Source organism: Spirillospora sp. CA-128828 (assembly GCF_050945415.1).
Lineage (GTDB): Bacteria > Actinomycetota > Actinomycetes > Streptosporangiales > Streptosporangiaceae > Spirillospora.
In genome coordinates, this window is sequence record NZ_CP191986.1 from 1,923,170 (window position 1) to 1,949,438 (window position 26,269).

A 26,269-nucleotide genomic window follows, 5' to 3' on the forward strand; every position below is an offset into this window, starting at 1 on the left:
GTATCTGGCCGGCGGGAGGATGGTCACTTGGGGTCCATGCCGAGGAGCTTCCTCCAGATGCCGCCCCGGCCGCTCGCCTGCGTCGCCATGGGCTGGCCGAACACCGGATCCCCGGTGACGAACTGCAGGATCTCGCGGAAGGTCGCGTCCAGGTCCGGGCCGATCTGCAGGGCGTTCAGCCGGCGGTTGTTGGCCGCCTGCGTCCACTCCGGGTCCTCCGGGATCATTCCGACGAACCGCCAGCCCGGCAACAGGTCCATGACGTCCTCCGGGCTGCAGTCCACGTCGGTGCGGGCCCGGTTGAGGATGAGCGACAGCTTCTCGGGATCGACGCCGCCGCTCCGGGAGTGCCGGGGCATGGTGATCGCCCCGAGCCAGGCACGGGCGGCCTCCAGCGTCACCCGGTTGGGCTCGACCGGGATCAGGATCGCGTCGGCCTCGGGCAGGATCAGGTCGGTGAACGTCATGTGGTAGAGCTCGGCGACCGGCGTGTCGACGAACACGTAGTCGAACGCCTGCCGCAGCACCCCGAGGATCCGCTTGTACAGCATCGCGTTGATCAAGGCCGGGTCCGCCATGGTGACGTCGATCGGCCCGAGCAGCGTGTACAGCTCGACGTCCGGGAGCCGCGCGAGATGCTCGCGCACGCTCATCGCCGTGAACGCTCCGTTGACCCGGAGCAGGTCGAGGACCGTCGGCGACTCCAGGTTCAGGTAGCGCGCGACGTCGGCCTGCTGGAAGTTGGTGTCCACCAGCGCCACCGACCCCGGCCGGCCGGCCGCCTGCAGATGCCTGGCCGCGTAGACCGACAGGTTCACGGCCGTGCTGGTCTTGCCAACGCCGCCCTTGGCCGAGGCGACGGCGATGACCCGTCCCAGCCTCGGGGCGGGCGCCGGGGCCGCGGCCGGTGCGGGCGGGGGCGTCTGCTGCGGGCCCGGCCAGGCGTTCGAGGTCGGCTGGGCGTTCGAGATCGGCTGGGCGTTCGAGGGCGGCTGGGCCGGAAGCGCGTTCTGGTCGTGCCTCGTCGCGGCCCCTGACCCGGGCGTCTGCTGCGGCGGCGCTCCCGCGGCGGGTGGCTGCCCCTGGAGGGGCGGCTGTCCCGGTGTCGGCGCGGGCCACGGCTGCTGCTGGTTCGGAGCCGGGGCCGGAGGCGCGGGTTGTCCGGCCGACGGCGGCACGGCACCCGGCGCCTGGCCGAAGCCCTGCGGTTGCGCGGGAGCCGATGGCCAGCCGCCGGCGGCGGGCTGACCGGCCGCGGGAGGCCTGCCGGTGGCAGGCGTTTGGCCGGTGGCCGGCGGCTGGGCCGCCCCGAAGGGCTGACCGGCCGCGGGAGGCTGGGCGGCGACCGGAGGTTGGTCGGCGGCCGGCGTCTGGGCAGGAGGGGTCGTTCGGGGCGGCGCCGGCGGTTGTGCGGGAGCCGGCGGCGGATCGGGCTGTGCCTGCGGCGGATCGGCCGGCTGTGCCGGCGGCGGATCGCTAATGCCGAAGGTCGCCAGCAGGTCCGACATCTTGAGCTGTCTTCCGGTGACCTTCACCCCCGGGTCGAAGACGTCGCCGCGTTCGGCGAAGTATCCGTGCACCAGCACGGTGAACCCGTTGCCGGCGAGCCCGTTCGCAAGGACGGCCACCCCGGCCCCCGGGAGGTCCTCGACGAACCCAGGGGCGAACATGAACGCGGCCGGCGAGCCGACCCTCCCACTCCTGGACAGGTCGCGAAGTTCCGCCGCGGAGGCGGCGTCGAAGACCGAAGAGAACCGGCCGGTCGCCCGCAGGCTGCGGGCGACGCCAGGATCCCCCGCCACGACGAGGTTCGGCGCAGTTGCCATCACTCAGTGTCCTCAGGTGCTCTGGTTGTCACCCGGCCGGCGGACCGGCCGGAGTTTCTCTATAAGCGACTGTGCGGACAATGTCGGCTGCCGCCAGCCTCGGATGCCGGACTGTCTCCCTGAGAGCAATCACAACCTGGGAGATGACACGCATGGCCAACCTGAGGGCGGCGCTCGGGCGACTCACCGGGACCAGCCGCGCGGGTCGTTCCGAGGCTGACACGGCCACCATGTGGACCACTCCGTACGCATGGCGGACCGCCGACGGCATCTACGTCGGCTACAACGGCGAGGTGTGGATGTACCGCACCGTGCGGCTGTCGCCGATGAAGTGGGAAGACCCGGCGGAGCAGCTGTCGATGGCCGCGCCGCTGGCCAGGCTCCTCGGTGACCTGGGCCGGACCTCCCGGCAGCCGGTGGGCGGGCTGGCGACGCTGTCCAACAATCGGAACGTCCACCTCGTCTCGATCACCTGGGACGACCTGGTGACGCCGCCGAAGGAGAACACCGAGGAACTGCGCGCCTACCAGGCCGGCGCCTTCGGCTTCCTGGCGCCCAAGCGCGTCCTCTTCATCGGTGTGGAACTGCGGTCGTCGATCATGGACAAGGCGTCCCGCGCCGGCAAGGGCTCGGGCTCGCAGGGGGCCATGTCGACCGTCCAGGCGCTGACTGACCTGGTCAAGGACTCCATGGCCGACGACACCCCCGATTTGTCCGACTATGTCAAGGATCAGGAGCACATCGAGTCGATCTTCAAGCGGGCGGACGCGCAGTTGCCGACCCGGCAGGAGATGGACCAGCTGGAGTCCTGGTACAACCTCGGGCGCGGCCCCGACGCGGTGATCGAGGAGATGCCGACGCGGCTCGGCGTCGCCGGCATCGGGGAACTGGAGATGGCCGCCGTCATGCGGTTCGACCAGCCGGTCATGCCGTCCCCGGAGGCCCAGTGGGCGCTGGACGTGATCAGCCATCCCGGCGACGCGCCGCACGTGATCTCGATCCGGGCCGAGCTCGAACCGGCGAACCTGACGCGGGCACGGGCCCGCCGGGCGCAGCGCCGGATCATGTCCAACATGGAAGAGGAGCGCAAGACCCAGGACCTGGAGAAGGTGGAGCTGTCCCAGACCTTCCAGCAGGCCAAGGAGGTCGAGGACTACCTCGCGAACTCCAACCAGCCGATGCTGGCCAGGTGCAGCTTCATCATGGCCCGGGAGATGACCGAGGCCACCGAGACATACCTGGAGTTCCTCAACCAGTACTACGGGATCCAGATGAAGGCCCTGGAGCACCGGCAGATCCAGGCGCTGGAGGAGACCCTGCCCTGCTCCTCGGTCCGGGTGAACCCGTTCCTGCAGGACGTCAACGTGCCGATGGTCTCGCACGCGGGGCTTCAGGCATTCTCCGACCTCGGTGACGACGCCGGGGTCTTCGGCGGGCTCATCGACCCGGACGGCACGCCGTTCTTCGTTGATCCGCTCGGCGCGCCCCGCAAGAACCTGCCCCCGGTCTTCGGGATCTTCGGGGACCCGGGCAGCGGCAAGACCTTCTTCGCACAGTCGGTCGCCACCCAGTCCGCGCTGAACGGCCTGCCGGTGATCTTCGTGAACCCCAAGGGCGGCGACTCGCTCTACGGGATGGTGGACTACGTCCAGCGGCTGGGCATTCCCGCGGGGCGGGTGTCGATGTCGGCGCTGGAGGAGTCCCCCGGGGCCTTCGACCCGTTCCGGTACGCGCCGCCGACGATCGCGGCCGAGATCGCGAACGTGCACATCCTGTCCGCGCTGGACGACTCCCGTGACGGCCTCTCGCTGTCGGAACGGCTCGCGCTCGGTTCCGGACTGAAGCGGGGCGCGCTCAACGGCGCACGCTGCGTGTGGGACGCCCTGAAGTTCGTCCCCGGCGACGACGCCGAGCGGGTGCGCAGCCTGGTGGAGCAGCAGATGGAGGCGTCCTCCATGTTCTCCCTCGGCATCGCGCTCCAGCCGCTGCCCCGCCTGGACATGTCGCAGCGGCTCACGCTGGTCGACTTCGACCGCGAGCTCGGCCTGCCCGAGGGGAAGACGCCGAGCGAGTACTCGGTGTCGGAGCGCATCGCCCTCGCGGCGGTACGCCTGGTCATCCGGGCCTCGCTGGAGATCCTCATCGCCAACCGCTCCGGTGTGCTGATCGTGGACGAGGCGTGGACCTTCCTCTCGCAGGCCGAGGGTCTGGCGTCCCTGCAGCGCATCTCCCGTGAGGGTCGGTCGCTGAACATCATGCCGGTGTTCCTCACCCAGCGGATCGCTGACGTGGTGACCAAGGACCTGGAGTCCTACCTCAGCCGGGTGCTGGTCCTGAAGCTGAACGAGAAGCGGGAGGCGGAGACGGCGCTGAGCCTGTGCGGTCTGCAGCCGACCCCCGAACGGCTCGCGCAGATCCGTGAGTTCGGCCCGCTGCCGGCGGAGAACGGCAAGCCGGCGCGCTGGGCCCGGGGCATCTTCCGTGATCTGTGGCAGCGGCACGCCCAGGTCGTGCTCGGGCCCACGCCGCCCGAGGCGGCCGAGGCGTACAGCACCAACCCCGAGGACCGCCGCAAACGCGAGGAGCAACGCCGGGAGCGGGAAGAGGTCGAGCGGGCCGAGTACGAGGCGGCCGTCGAGGCCGCGACGCGGATGGAGCAGGGCGGTTCTCCGGCACCCGCTTCGAACGGACAGGACGTCACAGCGGCGGCGCACACGGGGCACGACATCACCACCGCGCCGCAGGCGGGGGAGGAGCAGAATCAATGGCTCGTCGGCTGAGGCCAGGCCCGCCCCGCGGCGGCGAGCCGCGGTGGGAGGCCCGCTCCGCTGGAGCGGCGCGGGGAGGCGCGAAGGCAGCTCGTGAACGTCCCCGCCGCGGGAAGCAGCTACTGGTGTGGCTGCTGGCCGTGACCGTTTTCGGTGGCCTGGCCATGCTGTCCGGTCAGGGGAGTGGTATCACGCCCGGCAACACGCCCGGCAATCAGAAGCCGCAGGCGTCCGCGCCCGCACCGGTATCCGCGCCCGCCCTGTCATCCGTGCCCGCACCGGCGTCTGCACCTGCACCGGCGTCCGCGCCGGCGGCGCAGACCGGGACGAGCGCCGACGGGCGCCTGCTCGCGGCGGCCCAGAGGCCCACAGAGGACGACGGCAACGGGGGCGGCGACGCCTGTTCCGTCTACAACGAGCAAAGGGACTACCTGCCGTTGCACCGGTGGACGTCCTTCGAGCTCTTCGTGGTGGACAACGCCCGGATCTTCAAGACCCAGCGGTTCGTCTCGATGATCGCCAGCCTGATGTTCATGGCCGGGGGCCTGTGCTGGCGGATCATCGGCTCTCTCATGGGGTTCGGCTACACCTTCGACATGATCTGCCAGCCGGACGCGGCGAAGGCGATCAACTCGGTCTTCCGGACCTTCTCCCTGTACGCGGCCTGGTTCTTGATCCCTTCGTGGTTGTTCGTCCTGGCGGCGGTGGTCAAACGCTGGACCAGCGGGGCCCGCAAGGGGCCCGCGTCCGGGATGCGCCTGATCGCGGTCTTCCTCGCCGCGAACGGGGTGATCTTCTTCATGGGCGACCAGGCCGACCAGCACCAGGACAATCCGACGGCGCCGTACACCGCGCCGTGGGCGGCCACGACGGTGCAGGGCTGGTTCGGCACCGCGGCGGACTCTCTGAACAGCCTGCAGCAGCTCGGGAGATTCAACGACGGCACGGATACCAACCCCGTGTTCTACGACAACCACTCTGAAGCCGGGGCCGGGCCGGTCACCTGCGCGAAACTCGACAAGACGCTCTACGAGCAGTACTCGAGCGAGAATGCCGGCACCACTATCGGTGACGACGGCAAAACGGCCATGGCCCAGGTGAGCAAGATGTGGGAGATCTCGCTCGTCCGCTCCTGGCAGGCCGCACAGTTCGGCGAGGGAACGAAGAAGTTCCCCTCGCCGGCCCATGCGTCATGCCGCTTCCTCGAAGCCAAATCCGACGTGGGCAACGACAAGAAGTTGATCGCCTACGACCTGTCGACCGGTAACGAGCCGGGTACCACCCAGCCGAGCATGGCCCGCGGGTACTACATCGACCCCGGCGCGGACGAGCAGATGATCTTCATCGCCTGGGGTGCCTGCAAGGGCCCCGACGGCGGAAGGTACGGCGACGACGGCGACGACGACGGCGGGCACACGATCCTGCAATGGGACGCGGCCACCAAGATCGCGGATAAATCGAAGGCTTGCAAGAAGCTCTTCAGCGACATCAGCTACGAAGACGACAAGAGCGGGACTCAGTTCAGTGTCGCTGGCATCGACGTGCTCTGTTTCATGTGTGACAACGGCACGATGGGCCCGTTCTACTTCAACGGCGATGATGAGCTCAAGGACAAGCTGGGAGATTGCTACTCGACCAAGCCGGAATGCCGTGCCGACTGGAACTTCGCCTCCGCATGGCTGGGCAAGAACCAGGCTCAGCGGCTCACCCAGGGCCTGATGGCGATGATCGTCGCCTTCGTCTTCCTGTTCGTCATGGGACCCATGGCGATCGGTATGACGGTCTCGAGTGTGGGCTTGGCAGGTCTGGTAATGATTTTGCCGATCACATTACTGCTGATAGGCGCGGGCCTGCCACAAGGCATGCGATTGCTCAAGCTGACCGGCGCGGCGGCGGCGGGTGACTTCCTGTTCACCTTGGGCCTGACGTTCATGGTGATGCTCACCGACACCACGTATCAGGCCGTCGAGGCGACCACCAACGATGGCACTCCGAACTTCTTCCAGCAGGTCGCGCAAGGCGCGGCTCCGCTGGTGGCGCTGTTCCTGTTCAGGAAGATCAGCAGGATCCTCAGCCTCGGGGACATCTCGTCCACCACCGGGGCCACGGGATTCGCCTCGGCCATCATCCTGAAGAGCAGCGGCGACCGGAGGATGGCGCGCAACCCCGGCCAGCAGGTGGGCCAACGGCTCGGCCGGCTCGGCGTGGGCAAGGCGCGGCTGGCCGCGCTGGACGAGAAGTCGCTGCAGCGGCGTCTGGTCAACAACCGTGCGACGCGGGCGGTGGCGGGCGTCGCCAAACGGGGCGCGCAGCGTGCCACCCGCCCGATCACCGACTGGGCGAAGGACCGGTACGACGGCACGCGTGCGCGTCTGCAGCGGGGCGTCAACACGCTGCAGCAGAAGGCAGCGTCGGGCTCGCCCGGGCAGCGTGCGGCGGCGTACGCCGGCCTGACCGCGGGCCTGGCCGGCCTGACGATGGTGGCACCGCCGGCGGTGCTGGCGACGTTGCCGCTGATGGCCTTCACCGGCAGTGCCGCGGCCCTGCGCGGCGGTCAGGCCGCCGGCGGCCTGATCTCCGGCGCGCGCAACGGCGGCCCGAACGGCGACGGGTCGGGCACGCCGATCTCGGCCGCCGGCATGCCCACGGCGGCGAGCGCCCGGACGGGCCTGCGGCAGGCCGACGACTGGCATCGCAATATCATCCGGGTCAGCGACCCCGAGGAGCAGCGGCGGCTGGAGAGAGAGCACACCGAGGACGGCCTGAACATGCATCGAGCCCGGCTGTGGGGAGCCGGGATGCACGGAGGGCTCAACCCGGAGTTCACCGGGTTCGTCAACGACGAGGAGAAGATGCGGGCGCTCGCCGACGCGGCGAACGCGATGGGCCTGAATGCCAACCAACTCCAGATCAGCAACCAAGGGCTGATCGCCCCCGATGTGGAGTTCGCGAACGGGCGGCCACAGGGCCTCACGGCCGAGCAGTTCGGCCAACTCGGGGCGTTCTTGATGCTCCCCGCGCGCGACCGGCGGCCCCAGATGACCGCCGAGGGGGTCCTGGAGACCAAGGATCAGCAGATCGCCCGGATGACGGCGCAGGTCAGGGAACGCGGCTACATGACCGATGACGGCGAGATCGTCAACATCCTCGAAGCCAACGGACTCGACACGCGCCTTCCCGAGGTGAAGGTGCGGGTGGAGCGCTGGCTCGAAGGGGGCAAGGACGACGAGATCACACGCATCACCCTCGCCCCCCGGCGGGGGGAGACCGCCGCCGTGGAGATGGCCCGGAACTGGGCCGCTGACGTCGACATGCCGACCCCCGACGTCCGCAACCTGCGCGATCTGGGGGCGGTGAGCGGCGTGATGCAAGCCGCGCAGAACGAGCTGGACTTCAACAATATTCGTATCGACCTGCCGGACGGCACCGCCACGTCGGCTGGAAATGTTCAGAGTCAGATCGAGCGGGAAATCGCCTCCATGGTGAACAACGCTCGGCAAACGAAGGATCTGCACGATACGCGCTTCGTGCTCACCCCAGAATTCTTCAATGCGGAAGAGATTCGTCTCACCACGGAGTACCAGGACTCTGCCCAGCGGGTCGACAGGCTGAGCGCGATGTTCCGTGACGCTGTCGACGCGTCCCGGACGGCGCGCGGAGTCTGCGATCTGCGGGTCCAGATGGCCGATCCGAGCACCATGATCGACACCGACGAGCTGGCGCGGCTCGCCGACCAGATCGGCAGGCAGAACCAACAGGCACAGCAGCATTGGCATGAGGAGCTCGACAGGCTGGTCGGCGCCATCTCACAGATACCGCAAAACGCCAGTGGCGCCGGAGCCATCATCGACGACCTAGATGATCTCCGACGTACGCTCGAGGGCCATGCGCGTATGGAGAGTGCGGATAATGACGTTGTGCTTCACCGGCTGGAAGACCTTCAGCAGTCCCTGCAGGCCAGCAGGCGGATGACTCAGGTCGACCCCCGGCTGGCGGCGAACGCGAACACCCCGGTCGACATTCGCAGGGTGCTGCGGGACATGTACCAGGACGAGATGTCCAGGACGTAGCCGAAAGCCGCTGATCCCAAAACAGTACCGGCCTCCACTCCCGTCACGGGGGTGGAGGCCGGCTGATGTTGGCGCTGCGCGCTGTTGCGCGCTGCTGCGCGCGGCTCAAACGACGCCCTCGCAGGGGTCGACCGCGTGCTTCTTGGAGCAGTCGGCGAACCGCTGAAGGTACGTCGCGACCGCGTCCTTGAACTCCTGCGCGGAGCGGATGATCTTCCACTCGTAGTTCTCCACGCCGAAGGTCCGGTCGAACTTCAGGATGGTCCCCGGCGAGTTGTCGCCGAGGAGGTTGCCGTTGACGGTCCCGTCGGGCACCTGGAGCTCGAACGTGGTGGCCCCGCCGGTGCCGCCGATCGGGGTCGGGTGGTCCATCCCGACCGGGTTGCCGGAGCCGTTGATGGTCACCTTCGTGTACGTCCCAGTGATCTGACCGCCCTCCGGGTTGACTTCGAACTCCAGCATGGCGAACTGTCGGTCGTTGCCCGGCATGCCGTTGTCCACCGAGGCGATGATCTTGACGGGTTCGGCCGCCGGAGTGGTGGCCGAGGCCGTGGGACGGTGCACCTCGCTGTCGCTGTCCGAGTTCGTCGTCAGCGCGGCGAACGCCAGGCCGGCGAGCAGTCCGACTGCGGCGACCACGGCGCCGATGATGGCGATAGGCCGCCAGTTGTTGTTCGGCTTCGCGCTCATGGTTAATCCTTCCGGATGAAAGGCGCGCGAGGCCGGATGACATCCCGGCCTCTGCGCGCGTCTTATGTGACGTGCGCAAACGAGACCGGAACGGGCTCCGTTTGCTATGGTACCCGTCAATTATCGCTTATAGCGCACCGTGATCGCAAGTCGACTGCTCGATGCATCCATATGGATAGGCTTTGTGGACCGATTTCGCGCCAAAATCAAACAGCCTCTCCCTGCCTGGTGCAGGGAGAGGCTGTTTAGTAGATAAGACCCCTCTGGCAAGGGAGAGATTTCTATCACATGGAGGTAGCGGTCGCGGTTTGTGAATTACACCTTGCTGGGGTCGATCCAGCCAACCCAGTAGACGCCGTCGGTGTAGGCGCGTTCCACCTTGGAGACGTCTCCGGTCTGGTTGGTGTGCACTTTGTATCCGTCGGCGAGTTGCATTGCCACGTGGCCGGGATGCGGCTCCACCAGATCACCGGGCTTTGCTTGATTCAGCGAGATCTTGTGCGTCCAGCGGACAGTCCTGAACGTGTCGGTGATGGGGGCATTGCTGCCCTTCGGGTAAAGGTTCGGGATGGCGCCGCTGTCGCGGTAGGCCCGGGAAACGAAGCTGGAGCAGTCGGCCCAGCCGGGTTCGTTCCGCTTCCCGTAGCCGGGTTTGCCGGGGGTGAGCGAGGCGTAGGGCCAGCCGAGGTGGGTCAGTGCCCATTTGATGGCCATTGCGGCTTGGGGGGTGCGGGCCTCCTTCACGGAGTCCACGCATAGCTGGTGGACGGTGAGCTCGCCAGAGTCCTTCCCCTTCCCCTTCCCCTTGTTCACCACCCCGTCGTGCAGAGCGTTTGAGGGGACGTCCTCGGGGCATCCGTCGGGTCCGACCGTTGTCTGGACGGTGCCCGAGTCTCCCGTCGTGCCCTCGCCGGTGGCGAGGGAGCCGATCAACTTGCCCGCGCTGCTGAACGGAGGAATGACGCCGCCGAAGAACCAGGCGTACTCGACGGCGACCTGCTCAAGGGGAAGCAGCACTCCGTCGGTGTTGCCGAGCCGGGACCATGCCTGGGTGGCGTCGGCGGCCACCGGCGCGCCGATCGGCTTCAGCGGGCGCAGCGCCAGCCGGGGAATGACCAGGGTGTCCTCGCCGACGACCGGTGGGGTCTCCTGGTTGGCGTCCTCCCGAGCCTGGTAGTAGTTGCCCAGGCCGCTGAGGTTGGCGCTGTCGGTCCCGTTGCCGACCAGGTCGGTGGCGATCTGGGCCAGCGAGCTGTTGAATCCGGGAGCCCAGGACCCGATCTGGCAGGCGGGATCGCTGCTCGGGTCCTTGATGTTGTGCGCCTGTTCCAGGGCCTCGAGTTTCGGCTGCCATTTGCTGTAGACCTCGTCGGCGTCTGGGGCCTTGTCCATCTTGCCGAACTCGGTGGCGTGCGGGGCGATGTCGGTGAGGAACTTGCGCATCACCGCGGTGCACTCATCAGTCGCTTTGAAGCTGTTCTGGCCCGGCCCGATGAGGGAGAACAGTTCCAGGTCGGTGCCCATGGCGATGCTGATCTTCTGCCAGCCGCCGATCATCGGCTGGAAGACGCCCAGGTCGTGCGGGCGGTCTTCGGGTTTGGTCTTCTCCACCGAGAGCACCAGCTTGGCGGCGGCGGCGATGTTCTTGTCGACATCGCAGCGGTCCTCCAGGTCGGCCTCTTCGGCCTCCTTCTTGGTCATCGGGAAGACGCCCTGGCGCGAGTCCTTGCCGTTGTCGCACTTGTCGGTCTTCCATTTGCCGGCCCCGTAGCTGACCGACATCGCCTCGTTGACCAGGGTCTCCACCGCGGCGGCCCGGTTGTCCTGGACGGCGTACTTGAACTCGCCGTTGTCGTACTTGCCGCCGGTGACCAGGTACAGGTCCTGGATGCGGTTGGCCTCGCACCGCCAGACCGTGATGATCTTGAAGCTGATCGACCACGGCTTCTCCGGGTCGTCGGGCGGGGGCACCGCGCACGGCCCGTCGGGGTTGGCCGAGCGGTCCATGAAGATCCCCGAGGACGCGATCACCTTGCTCCAGTACTTGCGCGCGTTCTCCTGGTCCTTGGCGTTCCCGTCCGCCTTCCACTTGGGGCTCTTCGGGTCGCGGTGCACCTGCTCGGCCGCCTTGACCAGGGAGTACGCGACGAAGTAGGAAGATTGGCAGGGATTCTGTGGATCGAGGAAGTGAGACCGCATCTGACCCGCCGCCGCCGGTGTCAACAGATACGGCCCAGTGCCCTGGTTGTCCTTGCCGCCGATATCGGGGTCGGGGTTCTCCACATCGCAACCCCAGGCGTAGACGCCGGGGCGGCGGCCCTCTGCCGATCCGCCTTGTGACGGCGCGCCCTGTGCGGGCCTGCCCTGTGCCGGCCTGGCATCCGCGCGGGGGGCGGCCGACGGCGTCCCGGACCCGCCGGGCGTGTCGGACCCGGGCGCGATGCGGAAGGAGGCGGGCTGTACGCCGCCGGCAGGGTGGTCCCGCGCCGCGGCCCGCATCTTGGTCATCACGCCGTCGACGTACTCCCACGCCGTCGGGTTGAAGTCACACGCCCCCGGGCACTGACCCCATTTCTCCGGGTTGGGTCCCCAGCTCCCGGTGAAGTGGTCGACCGCGATCGGCTGCCACTTGTGGTACTGGTTCCACTTGCGCAGCACGTCCTCTTTGGCCCGCCGGTCCTGCACACTCGGCGGAGCGTCACACGCCCTGGTGTAACCCCCGTAGTTGTTCCAGGTGCTGGTGATGTACTGGTAGGCGCCACACGCGGTGCTCTGGCTCGTGCCGGCTCCGATGGTGTAGTTACCGTTGGACTCCTGCATTCGCAGCGCCCACAGAAACCAGCCCAGCTGGTGGCTCAGATCCCCGTCCGGCGGCGCGACATGGTTACTGCCGGTGCCGGGCACGGTGGCTGCCGAGCCCTCACCGGAGATCCCCTGGACCGGCCCCGGTCCCGCCCCCACGGTGTTGCTGACGTCGGTGTTCACACCGTCGCCGTTACCGCCGGAACCGTTCCCGCTGGGAACCTCCTTGGACTTGCGCCCGGGGTCACGGTCGACGTTGTCGTAGGGGCTGTAGCGGGCGAAATCGGTCTGCGTCTTGACCAGACCCGCCAGGATCGTCCAGGGCACCTCGGAGTAGTCCTGCGCATTGCCCGACGTCTGCTCCGACGCCTGCTTCAGGATCCGCTGCCAATTCCCCGGGAAGTACTCGGAAACCTTGTTGTCCGAGGCCTGCTCCGGCTGCGACTCTGCGACGTCGTCGTCGACGTTGACGCCCAGGATCAGCGCGGCGATCAGGAGAATGGAGACCAGGACGGCGACGACCGGCAGGGTGACGGCGAGAAGGATCTTGAGCTTCCCGTGGCTCTTGTCTTTGCTCTTCTCGGAACCGTCGGCCCTGCTCTGGCCGCCCTGACCGCCCTGACCGGCTCCGGCCGCGTTCTGGCCGCCCTTACGGCGCCGGAAACCGTCCCAGAACGATTTCGGGATCTTCTGCCCGATCTTGGACGCTTCCAGCTTGTCCAGTGCGCCACCGCCGGCGCTGGAGTCCTTGACCGTGTCGTATGCCTGGGGCGCGTACCGATCGGACACGGCTCGGGCGCCGATGTCGGCGGCCTGCCCCAAGAGGTTGAGGCCCTTTTCCGCCAGGTTGTCGCCTTCTGGCATCGACGGAACATAGTTCGTCGGAAGGCCCTTTTTCTCGGCGGCCTCGCGCAGCTTGCCCTCGGCGAAGTCGCCCGCCGCCTTCTTGAGCGTGTCCTTGCCGGTGGTCGCTCCGTTGCCGTTGTTGGCCGCTGGCGGCTCCGACGGCGAGCCGGTGGGCGGGTTCTTGAGGTCCTTGGCCAGCTGTGCCGCCTGCGCGGCCGCGTCCAGCATCCGCTGCAGTCCGAGCGGGTTCGAGGGATCGTTCTTGACCTGCCCGCCCAGAACCGCCGCGTCGCCGTACGGGTTCTTGCCCTGCCCGTCCGTCCCCCGGTCGTCGCGTGCATGCGCGGCGAGGATGTCGGAGACGTTCTCCGGTCGCTGGAACGACGCGCCGATGCGAGGGTCCGACCCCAGCGTGGCGGCGTCCTCGGGCGTGAGCTCGGCCAGGTCGTCCAGCTGCTCACCCTCGGCCACCGGCCGCAGCTCCGCCCCCGCGGCCGTCGGGGCGGGTGGCTCCTCCGACGAGTCGTCGAGCAGTTCATCGCCGTTCAGACGCTGCAGTTCGACCGGCGGGTCGGACTGCCCCCCGGGGATGCTGTTCTCGTCCATCCAGGGCATCGGCCGCTACCTCTGTTCGGTACCTTGCTCAGCTCTGCGGTCGCCCCCGGCGTGGGAGCCGATCGATCATGACCGTCCGTCGGTTCGTGGCGGCGGCAAGGGAAGGCCGTGCGCGGGACGCGGGAAGCGCTACCTCGCCCGGACGGCGTATCCGCTCCCGTCCGGCTCCACCAGAAGCTCCACGACGTCGGGCCGGGCCCCGCCGGCATGCGTGATCGTCGCACTGAACCGGTACTGGCTGTTTCCGGTCATCGAGGGATCCGTGACGCTGATCCCTTTCACCACCGATCCCTGCGGCATGGCCTTCTTGGCCGGAGGCCGTGTCGTGCCGATGAGGGGGACGTCCTTCCAGTTCCCGGTCACCGCGGCCTGGGCGGCGGCCATGGCCGCGTTCAGGGCGCCGGCGGGGACGACGGTCGTGCCGCCGCCGGTCATCGGGATCTTGGTCGCGGCGGTCGCGGTGAAGTTCTTCGCGGAGGGCCCCGTCGGGAGCACCTGTGTGGGCGCGGCGCCGGGCGTCGTGCTTCCCGGGCTCGGTGAGGCGCTGAGACCGCGGGGATCCAGCGTCTGGACCTGGTAGCGCGGCGCCTGGCTTTGAGCGGTGGTGGTGGTACCGGACGAATCGTCACGGCCGAACACCGCACCGGCCACCAGCATCAGCACGATGCCCCCGACACCGGCCCACACGGCGATGTTCCACCACTCGGGCAGCTCGCTCTCGCTCAGGAGGCGACGCCGCCGGAAGCCCTGGCGAGCGTAGTCGGTCAACTTCGGCATGCCTCTGACCGTCGCCGACCAGGGCGTCCGAGCAACCCGCGGACGGCGACATGTTGCGAATCGTTATGGCGCCCGGAGCGCAACCGCGCACGGTCCCAGGCATGAGCGAGGAGGACGACCGCGTCAGGGGGCCGGCGATGCTGGCCGCGACCAACATGCTGAAGCCGCCGCCCGCGGTGATCGGCAGCCTGAACAAGAGCGTCACGCTGCCCCGTACCGTCCGGCTGACCACACTCATCGCGGTGGTCATCGGATCGTCGCTCGGCTTCCTGATCGCCTTCATGGTCCTCGGCCCTGGCCTGAACGCGCTGATGTACGGACCGGTGCTCGGCGGAGCGGCCGGCTGGTCGGCCGTCAACTTCTCCCCGCTGCGCGGGGAGTCGCTGGCCAAGTGGCTGGGGCTGCAGGTTAACGGGACCCGCAACCGGAGGCTCGTCGTCGACGGCCGGCAGGTCCGGCTGTACGTCGGCATCGCGCCGCTTCGCCGCACCGCCGCGGGCACCGTCCGGATGCTGCCCGGCGGTGTTCCGGTGGACGCCGTCCAATGGGACTCGCGCGGTTACCCGCAGCAGAAGATGCCCGGGGCGGACCGGCTGCGTCCCCGCGTCGGCGGCGGCCGCGGGCTGAAGGCGTCCACCCAGTTGTCCAGCGGCCGCCGTCGCCCGAAGCGCAGGCGCTGAGCCGACCGGCACTTGCGCATCCGCGTGAGTGCCGCACGGTCCTGGCTGCAGCGTGAACAAATCGAGGAGAGACACAATGCCGGAACAGTCACCCACTCGTTTCACCATGGTGCCCGCCCGGCGTTCAAGCGAGCCGACCGCTCGCAGGCGGGCCAGGAGAATCCTGGGTGCGCTCTTCCTCGCGGCAGGCCTGAGCATCGTCGCCCTGGTCGTCGCCTTCTCCAAGGGAAGCACCACGCCCGATCTGTCGGCGGTCGACCCGCAGGGCCGCGACCTGGCCTACACCGCGGCGGTGAACTTCCTGGCCGGCAAGGAGCAGGACGTGCCCCACGCCGACACCTTCGACCCGCAGAAGGCGTCCGCGCAGACCCCTGGCAGGCGCGCCGCCGCCCTCGACTACCGGTCTTTGAACTGGGTGGGGTTCACCCCTCAGCATTTCGGATCGGAGAAGCTCGGCTTCACCGATTTCGAGGTCCATCACTTCCTCGTCGTCATGAGCGATCCGGGACAGGGGGCCTCGCAGACCCCGTCCTCGACGCCGGGTGGCGCGTCGCCCTCGACGCCGGGCGGCTCACCGTCCTCGACGCCGAGCGGTGGGGCGTCCCAGACGGGAGCGGCGGGCGCGCCGTCCCCGGGCACGACGCCCACCCCACAGATCACTCCCTCGATCAGCTCTGGGCCCACTCCGCCGACCGGGGGCACCGAGACGCCCGCACCTGTCTCGGACGTGCTCCAGCTGGACGTGCCGGTGCTGCTCGACACCTCGGGGCCGCGGCTGGCCGCCTCACCCGCCTTCTCGGTCTGGAAGAACGGGGCCGGCAAGCCGGAGGGAACCGGTGACTACACCAATTACTCCGGACTGACCGTCCAGGTCAGCGAGGAGGCGAAAAACCAGATCCTGCGGTGGGCGACGGCCTACGCCACAGGTGATTCGGCGGGCCTGCTCGCCGTCACCGGCGACCAGGACAACTCACACAGCTACCAGGGCCTATCCGGGTTCGGCCTGGCGAACTCCGCTCAGGCCGTACAGGTTCTCTCGGCGATCAAATCCACCGACGAACAAATCATCGTTCGGGTACGTCTCATGCTTGCCAGAACGGATCAAATCGGGACGGTTCCTGGAAAGAAGAGCAACGTACAGCCGTTCACTAACTTCGCCGACTTCGACCTGCTGGTCGGAGCCAGTGGGGCTCAGCCGCCGGTGCTCGCCTGGGGACCGGCCGGTTCCGCGGCGGATCTGGAGCCCTACTACAACGCACAGAAAAACTGACCGGGACCTCACAACATGGAGGTAATGAGGATGTCAGCTCCTGGTTTTTACCTGCTCGCGGCGCCTGTCGGAGACAAAGGCGCCAACAGTTTCCTGGACGACTCGCCCGCGGGCAAGGCACTGGTCGCGATCTGCGGCGCCATCGCCGTCGTCATCGTGGTGTTCGGAGTCTTCCGGATGATCAACGGCATCGGCCGGGGCAGGCCGGGTGAGGCGTTCAAGTCGCTCATCTTCGCCCTGCTCATCGGCGGGCTTCTGTTCAACCTCAATCTCACGCTCACCGGGGTCAACATGATGGGCGACCTCGTCGGCAAGGTCTTCTCCAGCGTCAACACCGTCAGCAACAGCAACAACTGAGACAGGCATCTCAGTGTAGGGAGTGAACATGGCGGACCCGAGGGGGCCGGACAGCAGGCCCACGGACTATGCCGGCGGCGGCTACGTCTTCCCCACCGTGGTCCTGCTGGTGTTCGCGGTCATTCTGGCCGTGCTCGTTCCGGCCCTCTGCGCCTGGATGCTGCTGATCGCGTTGCGCCGATTCCTGGCCCGCCGGGACTGGGCCATCGTGACGCTGTCGGGAGTGGTGGGGTTCGCCCTGCGGGCCAAGGAGAACGCGTACGCGTACGGCTACTGGCTGGCCAGCTTCGCCGACTTCGGCCCGGGTCAGCCCGGGAAGGTGCCCGTCACCGTGCTGCTGTCCCTGACAGCGGTCCTCGCGGGCTGCTTCGGACTGATCGTCGGCAAGGCCAGGGGCTCGGCGATCGCGGGGCTCGCGTCCTTCCTGCGCAAGAAGAAGAAGTTCATCGACGTTTTCGACGGCACCTGGTTCCGGCACAAGGAGCTGGTCGACGACCCGATCACTCCGCGGGACGGCCGGCGCGAGATGCTGAAGAAGCGGGTGTCCACACGGGTGACCGTGGCCGACATCTCCGCGGTGCACGGCCCGCACGCGACGGAGAAGGCCCGGAGGACGCCGTACAAGGCCAAGGCCGTCCCGCTCGGCCTGGGCGCCAGGGACCGGCCGGTGTGGCTGAGCACCCAGGAGATGGGCATGCACGGCGCCGTGGTCGGCTCCACCGGCAGCGGGAAGACCGTCACGCTGATGTGGATCATCGGGGCGGCGCTCGACATGGGCTTCGACGTGACCGTCATCGACATGAAGGAGGACACCGAGCCGGGCGGCCTGCGTGATTTCCTGCGCGCCTACGGGCAGGCGCATCGGGTGCCGATGCAGGAGATCGCCCTCGGCGACGACAGCCCGTCCTACTGGTTCAACGCCCTGGCCGGCATGTCCGCCGACGAGGCGTTCGACACCATCATGACGATGGTCGAGTTCGACGACGCGTACTGGCAGGCCCTGAACCGCAAGGTCCTGCAGCAGGTCGTCCAGATGTGCTACGAGGCCAACGAGATCGCGCCGGACACGTTCGGCCACCCCACCATGCTGGGGATCGGCAAGATCATGGAGCACGGCGAGACCATGAAGGCCGCCGTCAAGGAGCACGTCCTCACGATCGACCGGGCGCGCGGTATCGGGTACTGCACGGAGCGCTACACCAACGTGCTCCGGCCGTCCCGCGACGAGGGCGTCTCCGCGGCCAGCTTCGGCACCAAGCTGACCGGGCTGTACGACTCCGGCGCCGGCCGGCGCATTCTCGTCCCGGCCGGAGACCGGCAGATGATCGACGTCCGGAAGGAGGGGCTGACCTACATCGGGCTCAACTCCCTCGGTCAGCCCGACATGGCCAAGATCCTTTCCTCCTCGGCGCTGCAGCGCCTGTCGGTCTACGCCGCGCAGCGGATCCAGGGCCGTGCCCCCAAGGACCGGCCACGGCTGATCGTGGTGGACGAGGCGAACTTCATCGACCGGGAGATCGCGATGAACATGCTGTCGCGAGTCCGGTCCGCGCTGTTCAACATGATCCTCTGCACCCAGGGCCCGACGGACTGGATCGACAAGGACGGCGACGACTGGTCCCGGCTCACCCAGAACATCAACTGGCTGGTCGCGATGGCCCAGTCGTCCCCCGAGGCCGCGGAGAAATGCGCCGACTTCCTCGGCATGCGGGACAACAACAAGTTCAGCGAGCGCGTCGGCCAGGACGGGCACACCCAGAACCTGCAGGCCATGGGGGAGGAGCAGTACATCGTCGCCCCCAAGGAACTGCGCGCCCTCGGCACCGGTGAGGGTTATCTGCGGGTGAACAAGCCCGCCAGCCGGGTCGAGTACGTGATCATTCCGATGCGGAAGCAGGAACTGGACCGCTACCAGCCGCCGGACCCGTTCGCGGTGCCGGTCCCCACCGCGCCCGGTCTCCCGCCCCAGCAGACGACGGGGCCGATGTGAAGGCCGTGAGGAGGCCGCGCCGCCGGCCGAAGGACGACGCGCCGCCACCCGACGAGGCGCGGACGCGCCGGTTCGATCCCCTGGCGATCGCGCTCGAAGCCTCGATCATCGTGCTGCTCGGATTCGTCCTGGCCGGCCTGTCGATCGAGCTCCTCATCCTCCAGTACGGAGATGTGGTCACCTTCGACGCCGGAGACCTCATCACCGCCGGCGCGGCCGGTGTCGCGGCCGGCGCGGTCGTCCGGCTCACCGTGCGGCTCCACCGCCGCTGGAAGAAGACGATCGGCAGGTACACCGCCGCCGCCGCGCTGTGCGCCCTCGCCGCCGCCGCGGGAGCCCTCGTGGTGATGATCCCGAGCGAGTGCCCCGGCGGGCTCTTCAGCACGGGACGGTGCGGCGTGCGCGAGGCGGCCGCCTGGGGACAGGTGGCCGGGCTCGGGGCGGTGCTGAACTTCATGATCGCCGGCTTCGCGCTGGGGTTCTGGCGGCTCGTCCGGAAACTGGCGCGGGAGATCCGATCGGTGATCCGCGACGGGTCGGAGCAGGGCGTCATCTGGTTCAAGGCGCTGCGGAACATCCGGCGGCGCCGGGCCGGCGCGGAGAAGGCGGAGAAGGCGGACGAGTCGGCCCGCGGCCCCCAGGACCCGAAGGGCCGGCCGACGCCGCGCCGGGCGGACGCCGAGCGGGCCCGGCGCAAACGGCTGCGCGCCCGCGCCTGATCCGGGTTCCGGACACGAGCGTCCCAGGAGAGACACAATGTACGAGGTCGGGCGGGCCGGAGCCTTCGTCTCCCGGCAGATGTGGCGCCACCGGACCGTCGGCTCGCTCTACGCGGCCGCGGCAGTGGCGCTGGCCGTCGCGGCGGCCGGATGCTTCCTGGGGCTGCTGGTCTTCGACGCCAGTGTGCCGCGGGTGCTGGCGGCGATCGCGGGAGTGGCCGCGCTGGTGGGCTGCGGGTACGCGTGGATCCGCGCCACGCGGGTGCTGCGGCAGGCCCGCCGGTCCGCCATCGGCGCGCGCTCCGAGAGGGAGGTGCGTGCCGCCGTCCGGCACACGGGATCGATCGCGGCGGCGTACGGGCTCGTTCTGGGCAACCGCGGCGGCGACTGCGACACGGTGGTCTTCACCCGCGGCGGCGGGGCCGCGGCCATCGAGGTGAAGACCGGGCACGGTCAGGTGTCCGCCGACAACGGGACCATGCGGGTGGGGGCGCGCGTGCTGCACGGCGACCCCGTCCGGCAGGCGGCGAACCAGGCCCGGCGGCTGTCCCGCAAGATGGGCGGCAGGACGGTGCTCGCCGTCGTGTGCGTGCCCGGGATGCGGAACCGGCCGTTCACCGCCGCCAACGGAGTGTGGGTGTGCTCCGCCAAAGACCTGAAAGGGGTGCTGGACCGTGCCCCGCGTGTCTTCAGAGCGGCCGAGGAGGCCCAGGAGACCATGCGGAATCTCTGGGAGGCGACCCCGGCCTGAGCCGTCGGTCCGGGGCGTCGATGCGGGCTTCGGCCGCCGGCGCCCCGGGGGTGGTCACGGCAGGTCCGGACGCCAGACGAGCGACGCGACGACCAGCAGGACGCCCATGCAGCTGATGAAGAGGGTGAGGATGACGGGGCCGAGGTCGAGGGCGCTGGGCCGCGGTACGCGGCCGGACAGGCCCCGGCGGATCGCCCCGACGGGGCCGCCCTTCTTGTCCGCACTGCCGCCGTCCTCGCCGGCGCCCTCGTCGAAGAACCAGGCGCTCTGCGCGGCGTCGGCGGTGCCGCTTTGATCCGCGGCCTCCCCCCAGGCGGCGGCCGGCTCCGGCTGGGAGACCACGCTCGGCCCAGGCCAGCCTTGCGGCGCCGCTGCCCCGGGCGCCGTCTCGGGCGCCTGCCCGTAGCCGGCGCCGGGCGCCGCGCTGTGCGCGACGTTCGGCGGGGCGCTGTAGGCGGCGCTCTGCTGCGCGCCGAACGGGTTGGCCGGCGGAGTGCCCTGCGGGGCGTTCGGCGGCGCGCTGAACGGGTTGCTCGGCGCGGTGCCGTGCGGGGCGTTGGGCGGGGCGCTGAACGGGTTGCTCGGCGGGGCGCTGAACTGGGTGTTCGGCGGGGCGCTGGGCGCAGGGCTCGGGGGAGCGGTGTGCGGGGCGCCTGGCGGAGTGTGTTGGGCGCTGGGCGCAGGGCCCGGGGAAGCGCTGTACGGGGCGCCAGGCGGACTGTGCGGGGCGTTGGGCGGGACGTTGTGCGGCGCCCTCGCCGGGGCGCTCTGCGTGCTCGACGGGGCGCTGTGGGGGGTGCCGAACGGGGCGCTGGGGGCGCCCTGCGGCCCGGCGGCGGTGGAGCCGTTGCCGGACGTGCCCTCGGCACCGGAGCCGGGCGGCGCGGCGGAAGCGCCCCACGCGTCGGCAGGGGCCTCGGAAGGTGCCGCGGGCGCGGCGCCCGCCATGGAGTCCCAGGTTCCGAGCGCGCCCCAGGGGTCGCTCTGCGCGGGCTTCGCCGCCTCCTGCGGCTGTTCGGGCGCGGGGGCGGCGGGCGCTTGCCCGGGCCCAGCCGCTGGCGGCGCGGCGGGGGGCTCCTCGGCGGAGGCGTCGGTGTCATCGATGATGACCCACGGGGTCGACTCCTCGACACCGCCGGCCGGCCCCCCACCGGGCCGGCCCGCGTGCTCCCGTCCGTCGTTCATCCTGCCCTTCCTTCGAGTCGCCCAGGGCCGTCGGACGCGTCGACGATGGGCTGGAGCAGCTTGGCGAGGGCCTTCTGCTGGATCTGCCGCACACCTTCGCGGGACAGCCCGAGCCGTTCCCCGATGACGCGCAGCGCCTGCTCCGGCTCGCCGTCCAGCCCGAAACGGCGCGTCAGTACGTACCGTTCGCGAGGGTCGAGCAACGGCAAGCCTCGGCTGCTGAGGGCGCGCAGGTCGAAGCGGAGCAGCACCTCCTCCTCGATGCTCGGGGCGGAGTCGGGGAGCCGGTCCTCCCACGCGACCTCGTCCTCCCCGGGGGCGCCGGCCACCGTGTGGAGGCTGTCCAACCGGGGCGCGTCGAGCACGCGGCGCACCTGGGCCTCGGTCACCCCGGCGCGCCGCGCGACGTCGGCGTGGTCGACGGGGGCGTCCGGTCCGGCCTGCTCAAGGAACGCCCGCTCGGCCGCAAGGATGGCCGGGCGCTTCTCAAAGTCCCCGGGATTGAGGTTGGGATGATCGGCGTCCCGCACCGCGCGCAGCACCTCCCGCTGGATGGGCTTGAACGCCCAGCTGGCGAAAGGCCCGCGGTTCGGGTCGTAGGAGGCGATCGCCCACAGCAACCCGACCTTGCCGGCGCTCTCGAAGTCCTCGACGTGCTCGCTGGACTTCGAGGTGAACATGGTGACGTACCTGCGAACGAGGCCGAAGTTCGCAATCATGATCTCAAGCGTGAGGTCCTCGAACTCGCGCTCGGCCCGTCGCAACACCAGCTCCGACAGTATGTCGAGCTCGTCGGAGCCGGCCCTCGCGCGCAGCGCGGTGAGCCGCTCCTGGAGTTCGTGGCGCCGGGCGAAGAGCTCGTCATTGCGGGTACGGAACTCGTCGGCGGTGGGGCGTTCGCCACGCGCTGGCTGCTCGATGTCCATCCGTCTCCCTCGGCTAGTCAGGAATGCAGAGGCTGGAGTTTTGTAGCTATGCACGTTCGATGCCGGATGGCCCGGGAACGGTCGGAACGGAAACAGATCGTTGATACGTTCGCAGGCCGTTCGGACGGCTGCGGGAACCTCCGTTGAACGGTTGTGGCGGCCGCTCACGCGAACGCCGACGGAAGATCGCAGTTGAGCGCTTCGCCGGGGGGTGGCGCGACTGTCCGGGGAGGGGCCTCCGCGACAAGTTCGTTGACAAAGAATTGAGATCACGTAGACACAGTGTTGACCTGTTGATGTCCGTTCGGTGTACACGCGGTGTGTTGATCGAGGGAACGCACAGCCGGTTCGCCGCGTCGGGTTGCGGATCCGGGAATGCCCGGACTCTAGAGGTCAGGGGGTGCGCGCTTAGGCTGCGTGAAACCAGGCGGAGCCACGGGCTCCGTCTGCCAACGGAAAGGAAGATGATCGGTGCGAACGATCCTCAGCGATCTCGGTCTCGAATCCCCGCTCGTCGGGACGACCGTGACCGCACACATCAAGTCGAGCGGGCCGGACGGTTTCCGCTGCGCCGTCTATGACGTCGCGACCGGAGAGGCGCGCGACGCCCTCCTGCCGCGCGCCGACGCCTTCGACCTCCCGGAGGGGGCTCCACAGCCCCAGCTGGCGTCGGGCAGCAAGGTCGTCGCGCTCGTCGTCGGCGTGTCCCCGGGGCCGGACGGCTCGGAGCGGCTCATGCTCTCGGCGACGGCGCCCGAGCTGGTCGAACGCCTGCTGGCGGGGTTCGTCGACGAACTGCTCTCCGGCAAGGTCGTCATCAAGGCCATCGCCCGGGTCGCCGGGACCAAGACGAAGATCGCGGTGGCGCCCACCGTCCCGGGCGTCGACGCGCGCGGAGCGTGCATCGGCCGCGGCGCGAGCCGGCTCAAGGGCGCCGAGAGCCTGCTGAACCACGGCTACGGACGGGAGCGGCTGGAGATCATCGAGTTCTCCAACGACCCGGCGACCTTCCTGGTCAACGCCATGAACCCGGTGCAGGTCACCGACGCCCTCGCCGAGCGCGGGAACGCGATCGTGGCCGTCGAGGAGCACCAGCTCTCCGGCGGTATCGGCGAGGGCGGCCTGAACGCCCAGCTCGCCGGGCGGCTGACCGGGCACTACGTCCGGGTCGTCAAGACCGGCACCGATCTCCGCGAGGCGCTCGACCAGCTCGTGGCCGACAAGGCCGCCGCGGAGAAGGGCTGAGGGGGACCCCCGTGCTTCCCGTGGTGGTGCACGCACGGGCGGGGGTCCAACCCTCCGGCGTCGACGATCTGAGCGTTCCGGGCGGGGGAAGCCTCGACCGGGACTCGCTCGTCGCGGCCGGCCAGGCGCTGACCTGGCGGTCGGTCTTCACCAGCGGCTCGCTCACCGCGATCCCGCTGACCGCGGCCTCCGCGGTGCTCGTCGATCGCGACGCCGGAACGCCAGCCGAACTGTGGCACGACCGGTTCACCCGGGGCTTCGCCTACCGGATGGCGGGCGAGCTCACCATCGCGTCGGTCACCGCGGGGCTGCTCGGCGAGGCGGCCTCCGAGGACGTGAAGCTGCTCGGCTCGGCGATCGACGGGCTCGCCCGGCTGCTCACCGACCTGGAGGAGGTGCGTTCGCCCGGCGTGCGGGCCGAGCAGATCGTGGCCGACACCGTCCGGACCCACAACGCGCTGCTGGGCGGGCTCATGCGCCCGCAGGTCTCCGCACGGGAGCAGGGCGACTTCACCGTCCACACGGTGCGTTCGGTCTCCCGGCACCTGACCCGGTCCGATCTGGAGCCGATGCGGGCCCGGATCGGGCTGCCCTGGCCGGCGCGCGTGACCAACGGGGTCGGTGATCACCTGGGGCTGGCCCGGTGGCGCATCACCATGCAGTCCAACGGCGACCAGATGTGGTGCCGGCTCGAGGCGCAGAACGTCCTGGTCACTGAGCTGTGGCTGCGGAATCCTCCGGAGCCGCCGGAATGAGGTACCCGAACCCGGTCCTCGTCATGATCACGCCGTCGCCGAGCTTGCGGCGCAGCCGGGACACGTGCTCGGCCAGCGTCCGGGAGACCCCCCGGTCGGTGCCCCACACGTGCAGCATGATCTCCTCCTTGGAGACCGCCCGGCCGCGGTTCACCGCCAGGAACTCCAGGACGGAGTACTCCATGGGGGCCAGCCGCACCTCGGATCCGTCCCGGAACACCTGCCGGGCGGTGAAGTCGACCCGCACCGGCGGGATGTCGAGCAGGTCACCGCGGGTCTCGCCGGAGTGCCGGGCGATGCTTCCCGCGCTGCGCCGCAGCAGCGCCTGGATCCGCGCGACCAGCACCTCCGGATGGAAGGGCTTGACGACGTAGTCGTCCGCGCCCAGCCGCAGCCCCAGCGCCTGCTCGTGCGGCTCGGAGCGGACGGTCAGCAAGATCAGCGGCGTGGTGTTCCCCTCGTCGCGCAACTGGTCGATGAGGGACAGCCCGTCGATGTCGGGGAGGTTGATGTCCAGCAGCGCGAGATCGATGTCGCCGCGGCGCAGCGCCAACCGAGCCAACTCCCCGTTGGCGACCGACTCCACCTGGTAATGCCGCTTGCGCAGCAGACCCGAGACCAGCTTGACGAGACGCGCATCATCGTCTACCAGCAGGATCCGCGCCACGGCGCAATGATAACGGATTGACGTCCTCCCCCTCTGGGCGAGGGGGATCCCAACAGCAACCACAACCCCGCAAAGGCTGGTCGTGTTGAGGTTCACGGTTCACCGGCTCGCCCAACGGCGGGCCTCCCCGTGCAGCGACCGCATGCCCTGCGGCCGTATCGCGTATGTTCATGGCCGCGTTCACGTCGGCGTTGGCCCGATGCCCGCAGGTCACGCACGAGAAGACCGCTTGGCTCTTGCGGCTCTCCCCGGCGACATGTCCACAGGCGCTACAGGTCTGCGACGTGTTACGCGGATCGATCTTGATGACGCGTCCGGGGGCCTTGTGCTCCAACCGGGTCACCAGCACACCCCAGCCGGCGGCGAGGATGCCCCGGTTCAGCCCTGCCTTCTGCCGCACTTTGCGGCCTGGTGCCTCCACCGTGCCGCGCGCCGACCGGGTCATACCCCGGATGTTGAGATCCTCGACGGCGATCAGGTCGAACCGGCGGGCCAGGCTGGTGGAGGTCTTCTCGATCCAGTCTTTGCGCCGGTCGGTCTCGCGGGCCCGCAATCGCGCGATCGCGGCCTTGACCCTGGCGCGCCGCTTCGAGCCGCGCTGGGCGCGGGCGAGTCTGCGCAGCAGACGCGCCAGCCGAGCCTGCTCGGTCTCTCGCAAGCCGGGTGCAGTGAGCAGGTCGCCGGTCGACAAGGCGGCACTGACGGCCACACCTCGGTCTACCCCCACCACCTCACCCGTACCGGGCGCGGGCATGGGGTCGGGGATCGCGGCGAACGCGACATGCCAGCGCCCCGCCCGATCCCGGGTGACCCGGAACGATTTAGCGTCCCTGGGGACGGGCCGGGACCAGCGGAACCGCACCCACCCCACCTTGGGCACCTTCACCTGACCGACCCGCCGCGACACCCGCCGCACGTCGCCAGGCCTGACGGCCACGATCCGGAACCCTTCGTGGCGTCCGGCCTTGCGCCAGGTCGGGCGCCGGTGAGTGCCTGCGAAAAAGTTACCCATGGCCTGGGCGAAGTCCTTGAGCGCCTGCTGCTGCACCGTCACCGACCCCGCCCGCAACCAGGCGAACTCCGCCCGCGCCCGGGTGAGTTGGCGGCACTGCTCGGCGAACCGCGGCGCCGAGCGGCGGCCCGGCCGCCAGCAAGCGTGCTGCTCGACCGCGAGATTCCAGACGAACCGGGCGTGCCCGCAATGCTCCAGCAACGCCTGCTCCTGAGCAGGTGTCGGCTGCAGACGGTAACGGGACATGCCCAGAAAGCTACCGACCGCCACCGACAAAACTCGAAGAGCACCGTCCGGCATCGTGCCGCGCATCCTCCT

18 protein-coding genes are annotated in these 26,269 nt (G+C 69.4%); 10 read left to right on the forward strand and 8 right to left on the reverse strand.

The features are described 5' to 3' along the window. Positions 1 to 23 precede the first annotated feature (23 nt). Positions 24 to 1,826, reverse strand: a complete 1,803-nt coding sequence (locus ACQPXG_RS09725) for an AAA family ATPase (protein WP_433467298.1) — start codon at positions 1,824 to 1,826, stop codon at positions 24 to 26. A gap of 152 nt (positions 1,827 to 1,978) precedes the next feature. Between ACQPXG_RS09725 and ACQPXG_RS09730 the strand changes: the two genes are divergently transcribed. Together ACQPXG_RS09730 and ACQPXG_RS09735 are read left to right on the forward strand one after the other, a co-directional pair. Next, positions 1,979 to 4,606, forward strand: a complete 2,628-nt coding sequence (locus tag ACQPXG_RS09730; RefSeq protein ID WP_433467299.1) for an ATP-binding protein — start codon at positions 1,979 to 1,981, stop codon at positions 4,604 to 4,606. A 113-nt stretch (positions 4,607 to 4,719) separates the two neighbouring features. After that, positions 4,720 to 8,664 carry a hypothetical protein gene (locus tag ACQPXG_RS09735; RefSeq protein ID WP_433467300.1) on the forward strand — a complete coding sequence of 1,315 codons (3,945 nt, stop codon included), beginning with the start codon at positions 4,720 to 4,722 and terminating at the stop codon, positions 8,662 to 8,664. Between the two features lie 105 nt (positions 8,665 to 8,769). On the opposite strand, the gene ACQPXG_RS09740 is transcribed toward ACQPXG_RS09735, so the two are convergent. From ACQPXG_RS09740 to ACQPXG_RS09750, 3 genes are all read right to left on the reverse strand, one after another. Beyond that, the gene (locus ACQPXG_RS09740) at positions 8,770 to 9,354 is read right to left on the reverse strand and encodes a hypothetical protein (RefSeq protein ID WP_433467301.1); all 585 of its coding nucleotides are present in this window, start codon (positions 9,352 to 9,354) and stop codon (positions 8,770 to 8,772) included. A gap of 315 nt (positions 9,355 to 9,669) precedes the next feature. Beyond that, entirely contained in the window at positions 9,670 to 13,617 is a 3,948-nt protein-coding gene (locus ACQPXG_RS09745; RefSeq protein WP_433467302.1) for a hypothetical protein, read from the reverse strand. Positions 13,618 to 13,746: 129 nt separating this feature from the next. Beyond that, on the reverse strand, positions 13,747 to 14,394 hold the full coding sequence (locus tag ACQPXG_RS09750) for a hypothetical protein (protein WP_433467303.1): 648 nt from the start codon (positions 14,392 to 14,394) through the stop codon (positions 13,747 to 13,749). Between the two features lie 101 nt (positions 14,395 to 14,495). On the opposite strand from ACQPXG_RS09750, the gene ACQPXG_RS09755 reads away from it, so the two are divergent. From ACQPXG_RS09755 to ACQPXG_RS09780, 6 genes are all read left to right on the forward strand, one after another. Then, positions 14,496 to 15,074, forward strand: a complete 579-nt coding sequence (locus ACQPXG_RS09755; RefSeq protein WP_433467304.1) for a hypothetical protein — start codon at positions 14,496 to 14,498, stop codon at positions 15,072 to 15,074. Between the two features lie 106 nt (positions 15,075 to 15,180). Beyond that, positions 15,181 to 16,344 carry a hypothetical protein gene (locus ACQPXG_RS09760; RefSeq protein ID WP_433467305.1) on the forward strand — a complete coding sequence of 388 codons (1,164 nt, stop codon included), beginning with the start codon at positions 15,181 to 15,183 and terminating at the stop codon, positions 16,342 to 16,344. Positions 16,345 to 16,374: 30 nt separating this feature from the next. Then, on the forward strand, positions 16,375 to 16,701 hold the full coding sequence (locus tag ACQPXG_RS09765; protein ID WP_433467306.1) for a hypothetical protein: 327 nt from the start codon (positions 16,375 to 16,377) through the stop codon (positions 16,699 to 16,701). Between the two features lie 28 nt (positions 16,702 to 16,729). Next, positions 16,730 to 18,691 carry a helicase HerA-like domain-containing protein gene (locus tag ACQPXG_RS09770; protein WP_433467307.1) on the forward strand — a complete coding sequence of 654 codons (1,962 nt, stop codon included), beginning with the start codon at positions 16,730 to 16,732 and terminating at the stop codon, positions 18,689 to 18,691. Positions 18,692 to 18,696: 5 nt separating this feature from the next. Next, positions 18,697 to 19,410 carry a hypothetical protein gene (locus tag ACQPXG_RS09775; protein WP_433467308.1) on the forward strand — a complete coding sequence of 238 codons (714 nt, stop codon included), beginning with the start codon at positions 18,697 to 18,699 and terminating at the stop codon, positions 19,408 to 19,410. Between the two features lie 37 nt (positions 19,411 to 19,447). After that, positions 19,448 to 20,161 (forward strand): nuclease-related domain-containing protein, encoded by a 714-nt coding sequence (locus tag ACQPXG_RS09780; protein ID WP_433467309.1) that lies wholly within the window; start codon positions 19,448 to 19,450, stop codon positions 20,159 to 20,161. 54 nt (positions 20,162 to 20,215) lie between these two features. On the opposite strand, the gene ACQPXG_RS09785 is transcribed toward ACQPXG_RS09780, so the two are convergent. Both ACQPXG_RS09785 and ACQPXG_RS09790 read right to left on the reverse strand, forming a co-directional pair. Further along, positions 20,216 to 21,346, reverse strand: coding sequence for a hypothetical protein (locus tag ACQPXG_RS09785; RefSeq protein WP_433467310.1), 1,131 nt, complete (start codon positions 21,344 to 21,346; stop codon positions 20,216 to 20,218). Then, on the reverse strand, positions 21,343 to 22,272 hold the full coding sequence (locus ACQPXG_RS09790; RefSeq protein WP_433467311.1) for a sigma-70 family RNA polymerase sigma factor: 930 nt from the start codon (positions 22,270 to 22,272) through the stop codon (positions 21,343 to 21,345). The genes ACQPXG_RS09785 and ACQPXG_RS09790 overlap by 4 nt, the downstream gene beginning before the upstream one ends. Before the next feature lie 471 nt (positions 22,273 to 22,743). On the opposite strand from ACQPXG_RS09790, the gene ACQPXG_RS09795 reads away from it, so the two are divergent. Both ACQPXG_RS09795 and ACQPXG_RS09800 read left to right on the forward strand, forming a co-directional pair. Continuing rightward, the gene (locus ACQPXG_RS09795) at positions 22,744 to 23,517 is read left to right on the forward strand and encodes a hypothetical protein (RefSeq protein ID WP_433467312.1); all 774 of its coding nucleotides are present in this window, start codon (positions 22,744 to 22,746) and stop codon (positions 23,515 to 23,517) included. A gap of 11 nt (positions 23,518 to 23,528) precedes the next feature. Beyond that, entirely contained in the window at positions 23,529 to 24,272 is a 744-nt protein-coding gene (locus ACQPXG_RS09800) for a hypothetical protein (protein ID WP_433467313.1), read from the forward strand. On the opposite strand, the gene ACQPXG_RS09805 is transcribed toward ACQPXG_RS09800, so the two are convergent. Together ACQPXG_RS09805 and ACQPXG_RS09810 are read right to left on the reverse strand one after the other, a co-directional pair. Next, positions 24,229 to 24,939, reverse strand: a complete 711-nt coding sequence (locus ACQPXG_RS09805) for a response regulator transcription factor (RefSeq protein WP_433467314.1) — start codon at positions 24,937 to 24,939, stop codon at positions 24,229 to 24,231. The genes ACQPXG_RS09800 and ACQPXG_RS09805 overlap by 44 nt on opposite strands. Continuing rightward, on the reverse strand, positions 24,911 to 26,263 hold the full coding sequence (locus ACQPXG_RS09810; protein WP_433467315.1) for an RNA-guided endonuclease InsQ/TnpB family protein: 1,353 nt from the start codon (positions 26,261 to 26,263) through the stop codon (positions 24,911 to 24,913). The genes ACQPXG_RS09805 and ACQPXG_RS09810 overlap by 29 nt, the downstream gene beginning before the upstream one ends. Positions 26,264 to 26,269 lie beyond the last annotated feature (6 nt).